21 protein-coding genes are annotated in these 18,747 nt (G+C 67.7%); 7 read left to right on the top strand and 14 right to left on the bottom strand.

What is annotated here, in order from left to right; translation table 11 throughout:
• Positions 1-4 precede the first annotated feature (4 nt).
• From AC1MEQ_RS14310 to AC1MEQ_RS14285, 6 genes are all read right to left on the bottom strand, one after another.
• A complete protein-coding gene (locus AC1MEQ_RS14310; protein ID WP_479791635.1) occupies positions 5-1,006 on the bottom strand; it encodes an NAD-dependent epimerase/dehydratase family protein in 1,002 nt (333 codons plus the stop codon).
• A gap of 82 nt (positions 1,007-1,088) precedes the next feature.
• Positions 1,089-1,694 (bottom strand): GNAT family N-acetyltransferase, encoded by a 606-nt coding sequence (locus AC1MEQ_RS14305; protein WP_479791634.1) that lies wholly within the window; start codon positions 1,692-1,694, stop codon positions 1,089-1,091.
• A gap of 10 nt (positions 1,695-1,704) precedes the next feature.
• Positions 1,705-2,406: a tyrosine-protein phosphatase gene (locus tag AC1MEQ_RS14300; protein ID WP_479791633.1), complete on the bottom strand. Its 702-nt coding sequence runs from the start codon at positions 2,404-2,406 to the stop codon at positions 1,705-1,707.
• Between the two features lie 43 nt (positions 2,407-2,449).
• Positions 2,450-3,325 carry a 3-hydroxyacyl-CoA dehydrogenase family protein gene (locus AC1MEQ_RS14295; protein ID WP_479791632.1) on the bottom strand — a complete coding sequence of 292 codons (876 nt, stop codon included), beginning with the start codon at positions 3,323-3,325 and terminating at the stop codon, positions 2,450-2,452.
• On the bottom strand, positions 3,322-4,131 hold the full coding sequence (locus AC1MEQ_RS14290) for an enoyl-CoA hydratase/isomerase family protein (RefSeq protein ID WP_479791631.1): 810 nt from the start codon (positions 4,129-4,131) through the stop codon (positions 3,322-3,324). Before AC1MEQ_RS14290 ends, AC1MEQ_RS14295 begins: the two co-directional genes overlap by 4 nt.
• A gap of 2 nt (positions 4,132-4,133) precedes the next feature.
• Entirely contained in the window at positions 4,134-5,357 is a 1,224-nt protein-coding gene (locus AC1MEQ_RS14285) for an acetyl-CoA C-acyltransferase (RefSeq protein WP_479791630.1), read from the bottom strand.
• Positions 5,358-5,652: 295 nt separating this feature from the next.
• Between AC1MEQ_RS14285 and AC1MEQ_RS14280 the strand changes: the two genes are divergently transcribed.
• The gene (locus AC1MEQ_RS14280) at positions 5,653-7,077 is read left to right on the top strand and encodes an MFS transporter (RefSeq protein WP_479791629.1); all 1,425 of its coding nucleotides are present in this window, start codon (positions 5,653-5,655) and stop codon (positions 7,075-7,077) included.
• Between the two features lie 74 nt (positions 7,078-7,151).
• On the opposite strand, the gene AC1MEQ_RS14275 is transcribed toward AC1MEQ_RS14280, so the two are convergent.
• A complete protein-coding gene (locus AC1MEQ_RS14275) occupies positions 7,152-7,685 on the bottom strand; it encodes an SRPBCC family protein (RefSeq protein ID WP_479791628.1) in 534 nt (177 codons plus the stop codon).
• 31 nt (positions 7,686-7,716) lie between these two features.
• On the opposite strand from AC1MEQ_RS14275, the gene AC1MEQ_RS14270 reads away from it, so the two are divergent.
• Entirely contained in the window at positions 7,717-8,226 is a 510-nt protein-coding gene (locus tag AC1MEQ_RS14270; RefSeq protein ID WP_479791627.1) for a PaaI family thioesterase, read from the top strand.
• Here the strand turns inward: AC1MEQ_RS14270 and AC1MEQ_RS14265 are convergent.
• Positions 8,217-9,668, bottom strand: coding sequence for an amino acid permease (locus AC1MEQ_RS14265; protein WP_479796143.1), 1,452 nt, complete (start codon positions 9,666-9,668; stop codon positions 8,217-8,219). The two genes, AC1MEQ_RS14270 and AC1MEQ_RS14265, sit on opposite strands and share 10 nt — an antisense overlap.
• 211 nt (positions 9,669-9,879) lie before the next feature.
• Here AC1MEQ_RS14265 and AC1MEQ_RS14260 point away from each other — a divergent pair, with 211 nt between their 5' ends.
• From AC1MEQ_RS14260 to AC1MEQ_RS14245, 4 genes are read left to right on the top strand one after another with little or no spacing between them, the layout of a single operon-like run.
• A complete protein-coding gene (locus tag AC1MEQ_RS14260) occupies positions 9,880-10,323 on the top strand; it encodes a VOC family protein (RefSeq protein ID WP_479791626.1) in 444 nt (147 codons plus the stop codon).
• Between the two features lie 52 nt (positions 10,324-10,375).
• Positions 10,376-11,329, top strand: a complete 954-nt coding sequence (locus AC1MEQ_RS14255) for a 1,4-dihydroxy-2-naphthoyl-CoA synthase (RefSeq protein ID WP_479791625.1) — start codon at positions 10,376-10,378, stop codon at positions 11,327-11,329.
• Between the two features lie 9 nt (positions 11,330-11,338).
• Positions 11,339-12,457 (top strand): AMP-binding protein, encoded by a 1,119-nt coding sequence (locus AC1MEQ_RS14250; protein ID WP_479791624.1) that lies wholly within the window; start codon positions 11,339-11,341, stop codon positions 12,455-12,457.
• A gap of 43 nt (positions 12,458-12,500) precedes the next feature.
• A complete protein-coding gene (locus AC1MEQ_RS14245; RefSeq protein WP_479791623.1) occupies positions 12,501-13,397 on the top strand; it encodes a 1,4-dihydroxy-2-naphthoate polyprenyltransferase in 897 nt (298 codons plus the stop codon).
• A 12-nt stretch (positions 13,398-13,409) separates the two neighbouring features.
• Here the strand turns inward: AC1MEQ_RS14245 and AC1MEQ_RS14240 are convergent, their stop codons facing one another.
• Positions 13,410-13,679: a DUF4229 domain-containing protein gene (locus AC1MEQ_RS14240; protein WP_479791622.1), complete on the bottom strand. Its 270-nt coding sequence runs from the start codon at positions 13,677-13,679 to the stop codon at positions 13,410-13,412.
• A gap of 54 nt (positions 13,680-13,733) precedes the next feature.
• Between AC1MEQ_RS14240 and AC1MEQ_RS14235 the strand changes: the two genes are divergently transcribed.
• Positions 13,734-14,159, top strand: a complete 426-nt coding sequence (locus AC1MEQ_RS14235; protein WP_479791621.1) for a PLD nuclease N-terminal domain-containing protein — start codon at positions 13,734-13,736, stop codon at positions 14,157-14,159.
• 15 nt (positions 14,160-14,174) lie between these two features.
• On the opposite strand, the gene AC1MEQ_RS14230 is transcribed toward AC1MEQ_RS14235, so the two are convergent.
• The 5 genes from AC1MEQ_RS14230 to AC1MEQ_RS14210 all read right to left on the bottom strand — a co-directional run bounded on the left by AC1MEQ_RS14230 (position 14,175) and on the right by AC1MEQ_RS14210 (position 18,744).
• Positions 14,175-14,408 (bottom strand): hypothetical protein, encoded by a 234-nt coding sequence (locus tag AC1MEQ_RS14230; protein ID WP_479791620.1) that lies wholly within the window; start codon positions 14,406-14,408, stop codon positions 14,175-14,177.
• A gap of 190 nt (positions 14,409-14,598) precedes the next feature.
• Positions 14,599-15,639 carry a c-type cytochrome biogenesis protein CcsB gene (gene ccsB, locus AC1MEQ_RS14225; RefSeq protein ID WP_479791619.1) on the bottom strand — a complete coding sequence of 347 codons (1,041 nt, stop codon included), beginning with the start codon at positions 15,637-15,639 and terminating at the stop codon, positions 14,599-14,601.
• Between the two features lie 17 nt (positions 15,640-15,656).
• On the bottom strand, positions 15,657-17,330 hold the full coding sequence (gene resB, locus AC1MEQ_RS14220; protein ID WP_479791618.1) for a cytochrome c biogenesis protein ResB: 1,674 nt from the start codon (positions 17,328-17,330) through the stop codon (positions 15,657-15,659).
• On the bottom strand, positions 17,330-18,121 hold the full coding sequence (locus tag AC1MEQ_RS14215; RefSeq protein ID WP_479796142.1) for a cytochrome c biogenesis CcdA family protein: 792 nt from the start codon (positions 18,119-18,121) through the stop codon (positions 17,330-17,332). Before AC1MEQ_RS14215 ends, resB begins: the two co-directional genes overlap by 1 nt.
• Positions 18,121-18,744, bottom strand: coding sequence for a TlpA family protein disulfide reductase (locus AC1MEQ_RS14210; RefSeq protein ID WP_479791617.1), 624 nt, complete (start codon positions 18,742-18,744; stop codon positions 18,121-18,123). Before AC1MEQ_RS14210 ends, AC1MEQ_RS14215 begins: the two co-directional genes overlap by 1 nt.
• Positions 18,745-18,747: the final 3 nt, after the last annotated feature.

Raw genomic sequence — 18,747 nt, 5'->3', positions numbered from 1 at the left:
GCGCTCAGGCGAGCTGGCCGATCAGCTGGGCCTCGTGGTCCGCGCTCAAACCCGAGCGCGGGCCATCCTCGTTCCCAGCCGGGACTTCGCCGTCGTTGGCGATGATATCGGCAAACGTCTCGGCCAGCGGCCGCCGGACCAGACCCCAGCGCAGCGCCTTGCGGTCCGAGCGTCGGGCAAAGCCCGCAAAATCGTTGCCCGGCGGCAACACGAGCGGCAACGAACGTGGACCCGCCCAGGGATCCACGCCGTCGTCCTGCATGCGGTGCAGCGGGTAGGCAGCCACCTCGCCGGTGTATCCGGCGGCGCTTTGGGCGCTGGCGATGACGTCACCCAACGGCATTTCGGCGCCGACGGCATTGACGGGGCCGTGGCGTCCATCCAGGCCGGCGCGCAGGATGAAGGTGGCGAGGTCGCGGACGTCGACGATCTGGACGTAGCGGGCGTCGTCCTCGTCGTCGGGAACCAGGACGGGTTTGCGGTCCGCGGCGAAGCGCAGGGGCCAGTAGGTCGTGCGCCCGGAGGGGTCCCCGGGGCCGCCGATCAGGCCCGGCCGCACCAGCAGGACGGCGTTGCCGCGCGAGGCGACCGTGAGCCATTCGCAGCCGGCCTTGGCGGCGCCGTATTGCTCGTCGGTGTATTCGGCGGTGGAGTCCAGGGCGGCCAGCAGCTTGGCGGCTTCGGCGGCCCCGGGTTTCGATTGCAGCGCGTAGGCGGAGCAGGACGAGACGTAGACCCAGTGCTCCGCGTGGGGTGAGAGGGCTTCGACGGCGGCCTTCGCGTGGGCCGGCTTGCGGGTCAGCTCGACGACCAGGTCCCAGTGTCCGGTGGCCGCATCGTAGGCGCCGTCGGTGTCCCGGTCGGCGGTGATGGCCGTGGCACCCTCCGGGAATCCTCCGGTGGTACCACGGGCCAGGCAGGCCACTTCGTGCCCATCCCCGAGGGCCTGCTGCGCGATGGTCCGGCCAAGCCACTGGGTTCCACCGAGGATGAGGATTTTTGCCATGCCCACCAGCCAACTCCCCCGAGCTGGGTTCTGGCAAGTCGAATACGGAAAGTCATGCGGCCATTCCACGCGGTGGCACCGGTCAGCCCGTCGGCGATGACCGCCGTGACAGGCGGAACCGCAGGCCGGAACGGACCTGGGGCCATTCGGCGGCGGTGATCGAATAGACGCACGTGTCGCGCAATGACCCGTCGGCCATGCGCAGGTGGGAGCGCAGCACGCCGTCGAGCTTGGCGCCGAGGCGTTCGATGGCCGCCCGCGACTGCTGGTTCATCCAGTGGGTCCTGAACTCGACGGCGGGGCATCCCAGCGTTTCGAAGGCGTGCGTGAGCAGCAGCAGTTTCGACTCCGGGTTGCTGCCGCTGCCCTGGGCGGAGGCCCGGTTCCAGGTGGATCCGATCTCCACGCGCGGCAGTGCCGGGTCGATGTTCATGTAGGTCGTCATCCCGAGCAGCAGCCCGTCGGCGATACGCCGGGTGGCGAAGGGCAGCATGCTGCCGGCTTCCTGCAGGGCCAGGCGCCTCTCGATCTCCGCGGCCATGGCGTCAGCGGTGGGCACGGAGGTGTACCAGAGGTTCCAGAGTTCGCCGTCGCGGGCCGCCTCGACCAGGCCGTCGTGGTGCCCGGGGGACAGCGGTTCGAGGGTGACGGAGTCGCCGTGCAGGGTGATCGGTTCAAGCTGGTTCATGGGATCCAGCCTATGGCCCGGCGAGCAGGCCCCGCACGGCGGCGATCTCCTCCGCCGTCACCCCGTGGCCGAACAGGAACGCCTCGACATCGACCCCGTCGACGAACGCGGCCAGCGACTTCTGGCGCCCGACCAGGGCAGCCTCCAGCTCGTCGGGGGCCAGATGCCGCTCGTAGGGGTGTTTCACCGGGCTGATCCGGTGCCACTCGTTGATGCCGCGCGCCCCGGCGTCGTACTGCGTGGCCACCAGATCGCGCTGCCCGGCCAGGGCGAGGGCCAGGGACACGATCATGCCGGTGCGGTCCCGCCCGGCGGAACAATGCACGACGACGGAGCCCCGGGCATGTGCCAGGGCCCGGAAAACCCCGGCGATGAGATCGGGAAAGTGCTCGAGGTTCGCCGGGTAGTAGCGCGGATCGCTCAGGTACGGGGTGTCAGCCGACGCGGCGGCCGCCATGAACCCCTCGTGGGACTGGTCCTCCGTGGGGCAGTGCAGCACCGTGATGCCGGCCAGTGCGTCGGGCCCCACTTCGGGATCGGTGGGGCGGCGGCGCCGCTCGTCATGGTTGCGCAGGTCCACCACGGTGCGGATGCCGTCGGCATGGGCCTGGCGCCACCCGCGTTCGGTCAGCCATTCGCTGCGGCCCATCCGGTAGAGCCCGCCCGCCACGCGACGGGCGTTGACGGCGCCTTCCCAGTCCACCTCGTTCATGCGCCCATCCTGCCACGCGCAGCGGACGGGCGGGCAGGCCGGCTCAGGACCAGTCGTAGAAGCCCTTGCCGCTCTTGCGGCCCAGGTCGCCGGCCTCGACCTTCCGGCGCAGGATCGCCGGCGGGGCGAAGCGGTCCCCCAGGTTCTCGTGCAGGTATTCGGCGATGCCGAGACGCACGTCCAGCCCCACGATGTCGGTCGTCTTCAACGGGCCGGTCGGGTGCTTGTAGCCGAGCACCATCGCGTTGTCGATGTCCTCCGCCGAGGCGACCCCTTCCTCGAGCATGCGCATCGCCTCCAAGGCGATCGCCACCCCCAACCGGGACGAGGCGAAACCGGGGGCGTCGTTGACCACGACGGCGGTCTTCCCCAACCCGGCGACCCACCCGCGGGCGGTGTCCACCAGGTCCGGGCGGGTCTGCTCGGCGATGACGACCTCGATCAACGTCGAGGCCGGGACCGGGTTGAAGAAGTGCAGGCCCAGGAAGTTCTCCGGCCGCACGAGGTGCCCGGCGAGCCCGGTCATCGACAGCGAGGAGGTGTTCGAGGCCAGCACGGCGTTCTCGGCGAGTTCTGCCTCGACGGCCTGCAGGGAGGAGACCTTCAGGTCCCAGATTTCCGGGACGGCTTCGACGACCAGTTCCCGGTCACCGAAATCGGCATATGCGGTGGACACCGTCAGCCGGGACAAGTAGTCCCCCGCGGCGCCGGACAGCCCGCGGTCGATGGACTTGCCGACCGCGGTGGCGACACGTTCACGTGCCGCCGCGGCACTGGGTTCGTCGCGTTCGACGACGAGGACGTCGGCTCCGTTGACGAGGAAGGCGTGGGCGATGCCGGCGCCCATGCGCCCGCCGCCGAGGACCCCCACGCGTGCAGGCAGGGCGGGGATGGTGTTCGTGGTGGTCATCGTCGTCATTTCTTCTTCCTGTCGAGGAACGCCTGCATCCTGTCGAACTTGGCCTGGGATTCGAAGAGCATCGATTGGGCCAGGGTGTCGATCACCGGGTGGGCTTCGCGGGGTGTGTGGAACACGGCCTTGGAGACGCGGACCGCCAGCGGGTCCTGGGCGCCGATCCTGTCCGCCAGGGCGTTCGCCGACGCATCCAGGGCGGCGGCCTCGACGAGCTCGGTGATCAGTCCGACGCGCAGGCAATCAACCCCGCGCAGGACCTTCCCGGCCAGCAGGATCTCCTTGGCCAGCGGTTCCCCGACGAGTTCCTTCAACCGCCACGTGGCGCCGGCGGCGGCCATGATCCCCAGGTTCGTCTCGGGGTTGCCCATCCGCAGGGCCTCGGTGCCGATCCGGAAGTCGGCGGCGTAGGCCAGTTCGGCTCCGCCACCCAGGGCGAACCCGTCGAGGGCCGCGATGACGGGCATCGGCAGTTTCGCGATCCGGTCGAACAGCGTCGAGTTGATTCCTGCCAGGGCGTCTTCCCGGCGGCGCTCGCGCAGTTGGGCGATGTCGGCGCCGGAGGCGAAGATCCCCTTTGCGCCCGTTTCCGGGTCCCCGGGGGTGCCGGAGAGGATGAGGATCTTCGGGGATGCCTCGAGGTACGCGCAGACGACGTGGAGTTCCTCGACCATCGCCTGGTCAATCGCGTTGCGGACCTCCGGGCGGTGCAGGCGCACCGACAGGCGGTCCTCGGCCTCGGTAACCAGCAGGGTGGTGAAGGCGGGGGGATCCAGCCGGGCAGCGCCGTGCCGGGGAGATTGCCCGTCCACGCCTAGACGCCCTCGACGAGCAGGGCTGCGCCCTGTCCGACGCCGACGCACATGGTGGCCAACCCGAGCTTGGATCCGGAGGTGGCCTCGCGTTCGAGCCGGCCCAGCAAGGTGATCGCGATCCGCGACCCCGAGGAGCCCAGCGGGTGGCCCAGTGCAATGGCGCCGCCGTCGTTGTTGACGATGCCAGGGTCCAGGCCGAGTTCGCGCATGGACGCCAGCGATTGCGAGGAGAAGGCCTCGTTGAGTTCGACGGCGGCCAGGTCGGCGATGCTGCGCCCGGTGCGGGCCATGACCTTGCGGGTCGAGGGGACCGGGCCGATGCCCATGATCTCCTGGGCGACGCCGGCCGAGGCGCCATCGAGGATGCGGGCGCGGGGTACCAGGCCGTATTTCTCGATGGCGGCTTCGGAGGCCACGATGATGGCCGAGGCGCCGTCGTTCAGGGTCGAGGCGTTGCCGGCCGTCACCACGGTTCCGCCCGCCACGACCGGGCGCAGTCCGGACAGGACCTCCAGGGTGGTGCCCGGGCGGGGCCCCTCGTCGGTGTCGACGATCGTTTCGGCGCCCTTGCGGCCCTTCACGGTGACGGGAACGATCTCCTCGGCGAAGCGCCCGGCGGCGATCGCGGCCAGGGCGCGTTCGTGGGATCGCACGGCGAAGGCATCGCAGTCTTCGCGCGAAGTACCGAAGACACGGGCGACTTCCTCGGCAGTTTCGGGCATGGAGAACGTCGCCTTGCCGTCGCGGGAGAGCTCCCCGGAGAGGAATTCGGGGTTCGGGAAGCGCCAGCCGATGGAGGTGTCGTAGCTCGCTCCGGGTTTGGCGAACGCCTTGGAGGGCTTCTCCATCACCCACGGGGCCCGCGACATGGATTCGACGCCGCCGGCGACGACGATGTCCGCGGCCCCGGCCTTGATCATGTGCGAGGCCATCGTGATGGCTGACATGCCGGAGGCGCACAGCCGGTTCACCGTGATGCCCGGAACCGTGTCCGGGAATCCGGCCAGCAGCCAGGCCATGCGGGCCACGTTGCGGTTTTCCTCGCCGGCACCGTTGGCATTGCCGAAGATGACCTCGTCCACCAGGGTCGGGTCGACGCCGGCGCGTTCGACGGCGGCCTTCACCGTCAGGGCCGCCAGGTCATCGGGACGTACGGAACTCAGGGACCCGCCGTAACGGCCGACCGGGGTGCGGGCTCCGCCCACCAGGAATGCTTCGGACATGCAAAACTCCTCTTCGGTTGGCCCTCGTTCAGGCTTCGTCGCCACCGATCGGTGGTGCGTCCCAGGACACAATTACCGACCAAACGTTCACTAAAAGATTCCCATTCGCGCCGCCGTCGGTCAACTCAACTGGGGTTGATGACGAAATTGACCCATAATACACCGGCCGGTAATATAATGGGCTTTGACCGACTCCGGTGCTTTTGCCGGATCGTGGACCGGCACTGTTCCGACCAGCTTCAGGGAACGGAGGGGTGTCCGGTTGACGCAAGCTGAAGAAATTTGGGAGGCAGCAGTGCCACCGGAAGACAGCAAGCACATCCCCGTTGCGGGCGACGTCCCGCAGGACGGGCCAGACAATGACAGTGAACGTGGCGCGAACACCGCACCTGACGTGGAAACACCCGAGGGCCTCTCGACGATCCGCAAGGCAACGGCAGCCTCGGCGATGGGCAACCTGACCGAGTGGTTCGATTACGGCGTGTACGCGGTGGCGGTCACCTACATCACCGCCCACTTCTTCCCCGGCGAATACGGCACGATCCTCGCCTTGGCCACCTTTGCGGTTTCCTTCGTGGTTCGCCCTCTGGGCGGGCTGGTGTGGGGCCCCCTCGGGGACAAGCTCGGCCGCAAGACCGTGTTGACCCTGACCATCCTCATGATGTCCGGAGCCACCTTCCTCATCGGCGTGCTGCCCACCTTCCAAATGGTGGGGCTCCTGGCCCCCATCTTGTTGGTCCTCCTGCGCATGGTGCAGGGCTTCTCCACCGGCGGCGAGTACGGTGGTGCGGCGACGTTCATGGCGGAGTACGCACCGGACAAGAAGCGCGGCTTTTTTGGATCGTTCCTGGAATTCGGGACGTTGGGCGGCTTCGCGCTCGGTGCCGGAGTCATGCTGGTCTTCCAGCTCGTGCTCCCCGAGGCGGCCATGGACGCCTGGGGTTGGCGGATCCCGTTCATGCTGGCCCTGCCGATGGGACTGGTCGGCTTGTACCTGCGGAACAAGCTCGAGGACACTCCCGTCTTCCTGGAGCTCGAGGAACGCGGGGAGGTGGAGCAGGGAAGCAGCTTGAAAGCGCTCGTCGCCGAACACTGGCGCCCGATGATTGTCATGTTCGGCCTGGTCGCCTGCCTGAACATGGTGAACTACACCTTGCTGAGCTACATGCCGACGTATCTGGAAACCCAACTCGGCGTGGACGCTAACAAGTCCCTGGTCGTCATCATCCTCGGCGAGCTGGCCATGATGGCCGTCATTCCCTTCGCCGGCAAATTGTCCGACAAGGTGGGGCGCAAGCCCATGTGGCTCGCCTCGACGATCGGGTTGTTCGTCTTCGCCGTGCCGATGTTCTGGCTCATCGGCATGAACTTCGGACTGGCCATCCTCGGCTTCGCGGTGCTCGGCCTGCTCTACATCCCGCAATTGGCGACCATCACCGCCACCTTCCCCGCCATGTTTCCTTCGCAGGTGCGCTTTGCCGGTTTCGCCATCACCTACAACGTGGCAACGGCACTGCTGGGCGGTACGGCCGCAATCGTCAACGAGGCGGTCATCAATGCCAGTGGCTTCGTTCTCTTCCCGGCTGTCTACATGATGATCGCGGCAGTTATCGGAGTGATCTCAGTACGGTTCATGACCGAGACCGCCGGCGCCTCGCTCCGCGGCACCAAGACCCCTGACGCGCACGACACGGGGATCCTGGCGGACGAGAACAGCTAATCCGTCGCGACACGACGCTGCGGGCCCGGAACCACCCCACGGGTGGTGCCGGGCCCGTGGTCTTTGTCGAGGTGTCAGCCCTCGTCCGATTCCACGGCGCCGGAACCGGGGTTCAGGGCCGAGCCGGGCGCGTCGGCCGGGCCGCCGGCCCCGGCTTCCTCGTCCGCGGTGCTGCGGGTCTCCCGGTGGGCGGCGCGGGCCTCCCCGGCAGCCGCGAGGGCGGCGGCCAAGGCGTCCAGGCGGGCCTTGGGATCCTCGTCGTCGTTGCCGAGCACCCCGTGGAGCAGGCCGCCGTCGGTGCGCGTGAGCACCACCGTGCAGCCGAACCCGGTATCGGCCACCTCGAACGTCACCTCAGTGCTGTCGAGCCCGAAACCGGTGCCGGTCCGCCAGGACATCAGGCGGCGGTTGGCCGTGGCGGCAATCCTCACGGCCGTCCGCTCCTCGCCGCCGTCGGAGACCAGCGTGATGGACTGGCCGTCGTCGACGTCGCCCTCCACATCCTCCACGCCCGGAACCCACGTGCAGTATTGGGCCCCATCCTCGAGCACGCTCCAAACCACGTCGGCGGTGGCATCGACATCCTGTTGGCTTCGCAACGATTCCATGCCGGGAGCCTACCGCGCCTACGCTGTGGGCATGCCGACATTGCACGAGGCCCAGCCCGAGGACACCGACATCACCGCCGTTTCGGAACGGCTGCGTCGCGAGAGTGGCTCACGCCAGGGGCTGGATTTCCTGCGGGCCATCATCGCCGGCGATCTGCCGGAGTCACCGCTGCTCACCGCCGTGGGCGTGCGCACCGTGCAGGCCGATGAGGGAACCGTCCGCCTCGAGACCGTGCCCCGCTCGCAGCAGTTCAACACCATCGGAACCGGCCACGGCGGCTTCCTGTCCACCTTGCTCGACACGGCGCTGGGGTTCAGCGTGGAGTCCCTCTCCCCCGCCGGGACGACGTGGACGACGACGGACCTGCACGTGAGGTTCCGCAGGCCCATGACTGTCGATTCCGGACTGGTCTCGGCCGTCGGCCAGGTGGAGCACTACGGGCGCTCCACGGCCATCGCCTCAGGCGAGGTCCGCGATGGAGAGGGCCACATCCTCGCCAGCGCGACGGCGTCGTTCTTCGCCCTGCGGCATCAGGAATAGAACGCGCTGGCGGGCTGGTTGTTGCGAACCCGCAGCCAGCCGACCCACAGGGCCACGGCGATCACCGGGATGCTGGCAATCGTGTAGAGGCCCAGGTGGAAGACCTCGCCGGTCGCCGGGTCCCTCATGCTGTCGAAGGAAATCAGCACGGTGATGACCAGCAGGGAGATGATCCCGGCCCAACTGGTCCAGGGTGCCCCCGGCATCGGCAGGCTGGAGACCTTCCCCTTGCGGTGGCGCAGCATCAGCTGGCAGGCGAAGATGGTCCCCCAGGTGAAGATGACGCCGATGGATGCGGTGTTCAGCGCGAGGTCGAAGGCGTGGGAGCCGCCCAGCCAGATGTTGGCCAGGATGCCGACCAGATACACGGCGCCGACGGTGATGATGCCCGCCCACGGGACGTAGCGGCTGTTCATCCGGGCCAGCCACTTCGGGGCATGCCCGTTGTTGGCCATCGCCCGGAAAACCCGGCCGATGGAGTACAGCCCGGAATTGCAGGAACTCAGGGCCGCGGTGATGACCACGAAGTTCATCACATCCCCGATCCAGGCGGCACCCAGCTGGTCGAACACGGTGACAAAGGGGCTTTCGCCGGCCTTGTACTGGTCCCACGGCATCAGCATGGCCAGCAGCGTCACCGAACCGACATAGAAGACCACGATGCGCAGCACCACGGCGCGGATCGCCCGGGGGACTTCGCGGGCGGCGTCTTCCATCTCTCCGGCGGTGATGCCCACCAGCTCGATGGCGTTGTAGGCGAAGACCACGGAGTTCAGCACCAGGATGCAGACGAAGAAGCCGCGCGGGAACATCCCGCCCTCGCTGGCCCACAGGTTGGACACGGCGGCGTGGCCGTCGCCGATCTGCGTGTTCATGACGACCATGACGATGCCGACGACGAGGAACAACACGATGGCGGTGACCTTCAGTGCCGAGGCCCAGAACTCGAACTCGGCGAATGCCTTGGCACTGAACAGGTTGACCGCGACCAGCAGGGCCAGGGCGCAGACCGCCGAGATCTCGATCGGGACGCCCGGGAAGAAGAACTGGAAGTACAACCCGATGGCGATCAGCTCGGCGATGCCGGTCATGATCCAGTTCAGGACGTACATCCACCCGGCGAGGAAGGCGCCCTTGGACCCGAACAGCTCGCCGGCGTAGCTGACGAAGGAGCCGGAGGACTGGCGGTACATGATCAGCTCGCCGAGGGCGCGCATCAGGAAGTAGGCGATGAGCCCGGCGATGGCGTAGGAGAAGATCAGCGATGGCCCGGTCGATGCCAGGCGACCCCCGGCACCCATGAAGAGGCCGACGCCGATGGCGCCACCCATGGCGATCATCTGGACGTGCCGCCGGGTCAGGGTCTTCTTGTAGCCCTCGGCGGTAATGCCGGCCGTCGCCGTCTCGGCGTGATCCGGGTGCCCCTGGGGTGGCTGTGCCAAGGTGGTCTTGTGGTCGGGGTGGGACACACCGATTCCTTCCGGGTTCCGGGCACTGCGATGTGGCCGGTGTGGTTCGAGGGGACAAGATAGTGTAGTCCGGCCCGACTCCGCCGCCGTTAATCGTGCTTGTCAGCAGATCCAGCCGCCCTGTACCCCGGCGGACCCGGCTCGTAGGATGGCCCTCATCCAACAGCCGGAGCAGGGAGCAGCCATGGGCATGCAGATCCAGATCACCGCAGACAGCAACGACCCGCACATTCTGGCTGGCTGGTGGGCCGAGACGCTCGGCTGGAGCGTGGAACCGGCCGACGAGGCGTTCATCCGGCGCATGATCGACGAGGGACACGCCAGCGATGCGGATACCCGGGTCTTCAACGGCGCACTGGTTTGGAAGGACGGCGCCGCGATCTGCCCCAGCGGCCAGCTCGGCTCGACGCCTCGCCAACGCATTGTCTTCCAGCTGGTCCCGGAGCCGAAGGCGGTGAAGAACCGGGTGCACTGGGACATGAACCTGACAGAGGCCGATGCGGACAAGGACGCCCTGCGGACCGCCCTGGAGGGGCGCGGCGCCCGGTTCCTCTACCAGGCCAGCCAGGGCCCGTTCACCTGGTACACCATGGCCGACCCGGAGGGCAACGAGTTCTGCCTGGGTTGACCTGTATCCCGGGCGGCGGCCGGGGGCGGGCCCCGCGTCTAGACTGGTGCGGGTGAACACAGCATCCCTTCCCGACCAGGTATCCGATCTCTTCGACCCGACCCGTTGGCGGCTCGTGGACGGCTTCGACTTCGAGGACATCACCTACCACCGGCAGGTGGAACGCGGTGCCGACGGCAGGATCCTGCGGGACCTGCCCGCCGTGCGCATCGCCTTCGATCGGCCCGAGGTGCGCAACGCCTTCCGCCCCGGGACCGTCGACGAGCTCTTCCGCGCCATGGACCACGCCCGCATGACCTCCGACGTCGCCGCGGTGCTGCTGACCGGCAACGGCCCCTCCCCCAAGGATGGCGGCCATTCCTTCTGCTCGGGCGGGGACCAACGCATCCGCGGCCGCGACGGATACCGCTACGCCGATGGGGACACGGCCGAATCCGTGGACCCGGCGCGTGCGGGCCGGTTGCACATCCTGGAGGTGCAGCGGCTGATGCGCACGATGCCCAAGGTCGTCATCGCCGTCGTCAACGGCTGGGCGGCCGGCGGCGGGCACTCCCTGCACGTCGTCTCCGACCTGACGATCGCCTCCCGCCAGCACGGCAAGTTCAAGCAGACCGATGCGACGGTCGGTTCCTTCGATGCCGGCTACGGCTCGACCCTGCTGGCCCGGCAGATCGGGCAGAAGAACGCCCGCGCGGTGTTCTTCCTGGCCCGCGAGTACTCGGCTGAGGACATGGTGGCCATGGGGGCCGTCAACGAGGCCGTGGACCACGAGCGCCTCGAGGAGGTCGCGCTGGAATACGCGGCCGACATCGCCCGGCAGTCCCCGCAGGCGGTCCGCATGCTCAAGTTCGCCTTCAATATGGCCGACGACGGGCTGGCCGGGCAGCAGGTCTTCGCTGGGGAGGCCACCCGCCTGGCCTACATGACGGACGAGGCCGTGGAGGGCCGGGACGCGTTCCTGGGCAAGCGCGAGCCCGACTGGTCCGGGCACCCCTACTACTTCTAGGCGAACCGCATGGACATCGAACCCCTGCTGGCCGCCCTCGCGGCGGCCCTGAACGACGAGGGTCCGGCCGTCGAGGTCCTGCCCGGCGACAGCCCGGGCAGCCACCGCCTGGAACAGGCGACCGACGCGCCCGGGGGCAGCGGCGCCGTCGTGCGCACCTCGGGTTCCACCGGCACCCCCAAACGCACCGTGCTGCCCGTCGACTCCCTTGCCGCCTCCTCCATGGCGACGGCGGAATACCTGGGCGCCGAGGGCCAGTGGCTGCTGGCGTTGCCCGTGCACTACGTGGCGGGACTGGCCGTGCTCACCCGCAGCCTGTACGCCGGGACCCGCCCCTGGGCGATGGACCTGGACGCACGCTTCACGCCGGAGGGCTTCACCGCCGCGGCCGCGGAGCTGACCGACCGGGTGCGCATCACCTCGCTGGTGCCCACCCAGTTGACCCGGCTGCTCGACGATCCGGAACCGGACACCATCTCGGCGCTGCGCCGCTTCAACGCGATCCTGCTCGGCGGCGGCGCGACCTCTGAGCCCCTGCGGGCCGCCGCGCGCTCCCATGGGCTGCGGATCATCCGCACCTACGGGATGAGCGAGACCTGCGGCGGCTGCGTGTACGACGGCGAACCGCTTCCCGGGGTGCGCATCTCCACCCTGGAGGGCAGGATCCACCTGGGCGGCGACGTCGTCGCCGGCGGCTACCTGGGCAACCCCGGACTCACCGAAGCGCACTTCTCGGTCGACGGCGAGGGGACCCGCTGGTTCACCACCGACGATCTGGGCGCGTACCAGAACGGGACACTGCGGGTCGACGGACGCATCGACGACGTCATTAACACCGGGGCAGTCAAGGTCTCCGCAGGTGCCGTCGCGGCCGCGATCGAAACGCTGCCGGGAATCCGCTCCGCACTGGTCCTCGGAGTCCCCGACCCGGAATGGGGTTCCGTCGTCGGCGCGCTGGTCACCGGCGACGTCACCGCGGAAGCCATCCGTGATGCCGTGCGCTCGGCTCTGGGCCGGGCAGCCGTCCCGCATCGGCTGCTCGTGGTCCCCGAACTGCCGACGCTGCCCGGTGGGAAACCCGACCGCCGCGCGGCAATTTCCCTGTTGGGTGACCTGGGGAGAGAATAGGACGCTGGAGAAACCGCCAGCATCCTACCGAGAGGACCCCGCCGTGGCCACGCCCGCCCAATGGATCGAAGGCGCCCGGCTGCGCACCCTCCCGATGGCGATCGCCCCGGTCATCATCGGCACGGCGGCGGCCTTTGGGGTGGATGGCCACATCTGGTGGTTCCGCGCCATCCTGGCCGCCCTCGTCTCCCTGTTGCTGCAGATTGGGGTGAACTACGCCAACGACTATTCGGATGGCATCCGCGGGACCGACGACGTCCGGGTCGGGCCGCTGCGGTTGACAGGATCGGGGGCCGCGAAGCCCGGCCAGGTCAAGGCCGCCGCGTTCGCCTGCTTCGGGGCCGCCGCGGTTGCGGGGTTGGTCCTGGTGCTGCTGTCCCAGGCGTGGCCGCTGCTGCTGGTCGGCGTCGCCGCGATCTTCGCTGCCTGGGGGTACACCGGCGGCGAGCGGCCTTACGGCTACCAGGGCCTCGGGGATGTGTTCGTCTTCCTCTTCTTCGGCCTGGTGGCAACCCTGGGCACCACCTTCACGCAGGTCCTGCAGCTTCCCGCCACCGCTTGGATCGGTGCCTGCGCGACGGGACTGATCGCCACTGCGCTCTTGATGGCCAACAACGTGCGCGACATCCCCACGGACCGCGAGGTGGGAAAACGGACCCTCGCCGTCCGGCTCGGCGACGACTGGGCGCGTGTGGCCTACGTCCTGATGCTGGCCCTGCCGATCCTTCTGCCGTTGCTGCTCTTGCGCGGGTATCCGTGGCTCATGCTCGTGGTGCTGGTGGCCCCGCTGTGCCTGATGCCTGCGTGGGTCATGCTCAAGAGCCGCGACAGGAAGGCCCTGATCCCGGTGCTCAAACACACCGGATTCATCAATTTGGCCTACAGCATCCTGTTCGCCATCGGCATGGTCGTCACCGTGGTGCTACGCCAACAGGGCTGACCTGCCGCCGGGCTACTGGAAGCGGTCTTCGGCTTCCTCGTCCTCGCGTTCGAGGGCACTCTTGTGGGATCCGGGATGGCTACGCAGGTCCGCCACCCTGGACTGGACCTGTTGGACGCTGGCGGACCGCATCCGGTTCAGGAACAGGTAGGCGATGCAGAATGCCACGACGGCCGCGACCAGGGCTGCCAGCCAGAGGGAAAAACGCAGGCCCCAGTACAACGCCGCGAATATGGCGAAAAAGAGAACCAACCGGATAATGGTGTACTTGAGGAACTGCACAGTCCGATTCTACCGGCTGCACCCGGTGGGCGGAATCTTCACTACACTGGAAGCATGGTCAGGAATTTGTTGCTCGGCGCACTGGTGGCCCTCGCCGTCACCATCTATGCGTTGATCCAGTGTGCGCAAACACCGGCGCACCGGGTGCGGAGCATCGCCAAGCCGGGATGGATCGTGGCCATCATCCTCTTGCCCCTCGTCGGCGCCTGCTTGTGGTTCTGGTTGGGGCGGCCCAATGATTCGGCTTCCGGCCCCGTGGCCCGGCAGCGTCCGACCACGGGCCCCTCGGCCCCCGACGACAACCCCGAATTCCTGCGCAGCCTCGAGACACAGCGCCGACAGCGCGCCAAGGACGAGGAGCTGCGCCGTCGAGAAGCGGAGCTGAAGGCCCGGGAGGCCAAGGACCAGAAGGACGAGCAACCGCCGAGCGACAGTGACGGGCTTCCCTCGGACCGGGATACCAATCCCCCCACGTCCTAGTTTCCGCCACTCGCCTCAGCGCTGGGGCGTCGACGCGGACTTCCGGATGCGGTAGACGAGCAAACCCAGGCTCACGCCACAGGCCAGGATCAGGACCAGGGCCAGGCCCAACAGCACCAGCTTCGCCACGACGGCCGCCAGGAACGTTGATACCAACGCCGCGACGATGGCCAGGACGGCAAGGGCCAACGGGAGCGCTGCCGTGCGCAGGTATGGGAGCGGCCGGTCGGGCCCTGGCATCGAGGTCATTGATCCAGCGTAGGGCACCGGCACCCGGCCGATGTGCAGCCCGAGATTCCCGGCTTCGTCGCAGCGCGCACTCGGACCCGACACCGAAATGCCACGACGGCTGGACGGCGACAGGCCCCTGCCCCGCCGCATGAGCAAGGGCCCAGCCGGAGCGTTGATGCTCTCCGTGCCGGGCCCCTCGCCGGTGCTCCTAGACGCCTGCGTAGGAGTGCAGGCCGTTGAAGTACAGGTTCACCACGGTGAAGTTGAAGACGATGCACAGGTAGCCGATGATGCTCAGCCACGCCGAGCGGGTTCCGGTCCAGCCGCGGGTTGCCCGGGCGTGGAGGTATCCGGCGAAGACGACCCAGATGACGAAGGTCCAGACTTCCTTGGTGTCCCAACCCCAGTACCGGCCCCAGGCTGCTTCGGCCCAGACGGCGCCGGCCATGAGCGTGAAGGTCCACATCACGAAGGCCACGGCGTTGATCCGGTACGCGAAGCTCTCCAGTGCGGCGGCGCTGGGAACCATGCGGAGGAAGGCGAGCCTGTCCGGCTTGCCGGCGGCGAGTTTGGACTGGCGGTCCGCCTGGAAGAGCTGCAGCACGCTCAAGGCGAAGGTGATGGTGAACAGGGAGGAGGCCAACACGGCGATGGACACGTGGATGATCAACCACGGGCTCTGCAGCGCCGGTACCAGATGGGCGACAGGGGTCGGGAAGCCCATGGTCGCGGCGCACAGCATGAGAGTGACCAGACCCATGACAAAGGTCCCCATGAACCGCAGGTCCTTCTTGAGCAGAACGACCAGGAATACGAGGGCAACGATCATGGCACCGGTCGTCAGGAACTCGTACATGTTGCCCCATGGCACACGGCCGGCGGCGATGGCGCGGGAGACCACGGCGAACACGTGGATGGCCGCGGCGATCCACGCGATCGAGACACCCACGCGCGCCGCGGTGCGCCTGCCGGCTCTGTGGATGTAGTTCATCGATTCGTTGACGAGCACGCCGTCATCGGCGGCGGGCGCGTGCGGGCCGCGGTCCTGGTGATCCGTAGCGGACGTGGCGCCAACGGTCGCCAGCTGCTTGGCTTCCTCGGCCAGCAGCCCCGACTCCAGCTCCCTGATGGTCTGGTTGGACTTGGCCAGATCCCAGGCAAAGGCGATGAAGGCGATGGCGTACGCCATGGCCGCCAGCAGCATGAAGAGGTCGCTGTAGGCGCCGAGCTGTTCATTGATCGTTGGCATGCGTGTTCCTCTGTCTCCTAAACTTTGGTCCGGCTGGCGCCGGTGAATTCGCGCTCAAGAAGTGTGCGAAGCTCCCGGGCCTCCTGCCGCACGCGGGGATCTTCCCCACGGGCCAGCACCCCGTATTCGATGATACGCCCGCCGTGGTCGTCACCGTCGCGGGGCCCTTCCCCGACCGGATGGATCTTGATCCAGGCACGACGGCGGGGGGTGAACAGGGAGACGGCCAGGCCAAGCAGGGCCAACGCGGCGAAGATGGCCACGGGCAGCTTACCCGGGTCGTGGTGGATATCCAGTGCCGCGTAGCGCTTGATGCCGTCGAAGGTGATGGACCCCTTGTCCTGGGGCAGCTTCACGGTCTGCCCGGCATTGACGATGAGCCCGCCCGCGTCGAGGTTGCGGCTGTTGAGCTCGGTGAGCTTGTCGGTATCGAGCACGAAGACATTCTGCGGGTCCCCCGAGTCCAGGCCAAGGTCCCCGTAGTAGGAGTTCAGCTGCAGCTGTGGCAGTACCGGGCTGGGATCCAGGGAGATGCCCACCCCCGACGAGTTGACGCCGGCCGTGGGAAGGAAGAGCCCGACGAAGCCGAGCTGGTCGGGCCGGGCATCGGGCACCTTGAGCACCAGCAGGGAGGTGAGGACAGCGTCCTGCGGGACCGCGACCACCGGTCCGGAGTAGGACACGTCGCCATTCCCGTCGCGGACGGTGATCTCGGGTGCGTACCCGTTGCCGACCAGGTAGACGGCCGTCCCGCCGATCCGCAGCGGGTGGTTGACGCGCAGGTCCTGTTTCTTCGGCTCGCTTCCCGGTTCCGAGGTCGTGACCTTGGCGTGAAAGTCGATGGGCTGGCCGAAGTGCGTCGTGGATTCGCGGTCGTAGGTCACGTTGAAATCATCGAGGGTGACGGAGAAGGGACTCAGCGAGCCTTCCTTGAACCCGGTCCCGGGAGTGAAGGAGTCGTAGGAGACCAGTGTGTTGACGAAGGATTCCCCCTCGACGACGATGCGTTGGCCGCTGTAACCGAAGACGCCGCCGATGGCGACGGCGGACAGCACGCCGATGAGCGAGAAGTGGAAGATCAGGTTGCCGACCTCGCGGATGTAGCCACGTTCGGCGCCCACCGACGGGGTCTGGCCGTCGGGTCGCTGCTCGACGCGGTAGCCTCGCTTCTTCAGCAGGGTCGCCGAGCGCGCAAGGACCTGGCTGTCGGGAAGATCCGCAGGGAGCGCGGAAACTTCCAGGGTCCCGTTTTCCGGCAGCCGCGATAGCCGGGCCGGTGTGCGCGGAGGCGGTGTCCGCAGGGCCTGCAGGTGCTTCTTGGCGCGCGGGAAGACGCACCCGATCAAGGAGATGAACAGCAACAGGTAGATCGCCGAGAACCACACACTCGAGAACACGTCGAAGAGCTGGAAGGCGTCCAGCCACTGGCCCAGCACCGGCTTGTTGTCGAGGTAAGCGGTCACCTCGGTGGGGTTCACCGAACGTTGTGGGAAGAGCGAGCCCGGGACGGTGGCCACCGCCAGCAGCAAGAGCAGGAACAGCGCGGTGCGCATGCTGGTGAGTTGGGTCCATGCCCACCGGAGCATACCGAGCGGGCCAAGAGCGGGGACCGCGACGTCGCCGTCCCGGGGCTTCTTTCCTTTGCCCGGACCGGACGATGACGGTTGATCTGTATTCCTGGTCAATGCCATCAGATCGGCATCCTTACGTCGTTTTTGAACCACGATTGCAATTGCAGCACCCAGTCGCCCCACAGTCCGGTGGCCATCAGGACACCAAGGACGACGAGGAGGAGGCCACCGGCCCGCATGACGGCGCGTTGGTGGCGCCTGAAGAACGCCAGCGTGCCGGCGGCGCGGCGGAAGCCCAAGGCGATGAGCAGAAAGGGGACGCCCAAACCCAGGCAGTAGGCGAAGGTCAGCAGCGCGCCACGTGTCACATTGGCCTCCGGCCCGGTGCTCATGGCCAGAACGGCTGAGAGGGTCGGGCCAATGCAGGGCGCCCAGCCCAATCCAAAGGTCATGCCGAGCACAGGCGCTCCCCATAATCCGGCCGGTGGACGGTGATGGATCTTCCGGTCCCGCTGGAACCAGGAGAAACCGCCCATGAAAACGATCCCCATGACGATGACCACCAGCCCCAGGGCCTGGGTGACCCAATCCCCTCCGTGTATTAGCCAGACCGAAACCTTGGTGAAGACGACGCCCACCAGCATGAATACCATGCTGAACCCCAACACGAAGAGCCCGATACCGGCGACCATGCGTCCGCGCTTCTGGTCGGCCAGGTCGGCCCCGGTCAGGCCGGTGACGTACCCGAGGAATCCGGGGACCAGCGGCAGGACGCACGGGGACAAGAAGGAAACGAGGCCGGCGAGGACTGCCACCGGTATGGACAACAACAGGGATCCGTCCTGGACGGCTTCGGCGAACGGATTGGCCTGGGCACTCAGCGCCGGCAAGACCGTGGCGAGCCCGGCGATCACGCTGGCTCGGCGACCAGGTCGGAGATCAGGGCCTTCAGCGTTGACTCATCGGCCTCGCCGAGGAGTCGTGCGGCGACCCGGCCCTGCCGGTCCAGCACAAGGGTGGTGGGTACTGCCTGCGGCGGCACATATTCCGTCATCGAGAGCAGGATGGACCCGTCCGCGTCCGGCATCGACGGGTAGGGGATATCGAAGGTGCGCTCGAACGCCGCTGCGGTCGCCTTCCCGTCGCGCACATTCACCCCGTAGAACTGCACGCCCTTCTTGGCGAAGGCCTTGCTCAACGTTGCCAGATGCGGAGCTTCCAGGCGGCAGGGTGCGCAGGCTGCGTACCAGAAGTTCAGGACCGTGACCTGGCCCTTCAGCTGCTCGGGGCCGATCTTCTCACCGTCGTACGTGGTCCCGTTCAGGTCCAGGGGCTTGCCGCGGGAATCGCGGCCATATTCCTGGACCGATCCATCCCCGGCAATGTAGTTCTTGCCGTTGCCGGCCCGGGCTTGTTCAGCCAGGGGATCGTCATCGGCCGAGCAGGCCGCCAACGGGATGACCGCTGCGAGGAGGGCAGCAGCACGCAGCACTCGGCGGCGCTCGGGAAAAGATGAATCGGGACGGGACGGCATGTT

Source organism: Arthrobacter sp. ASL1, assembly GCF_056680475.1.
This window is presented reverse-complemented; position numbering and strand designations above follow the sequence as displayed.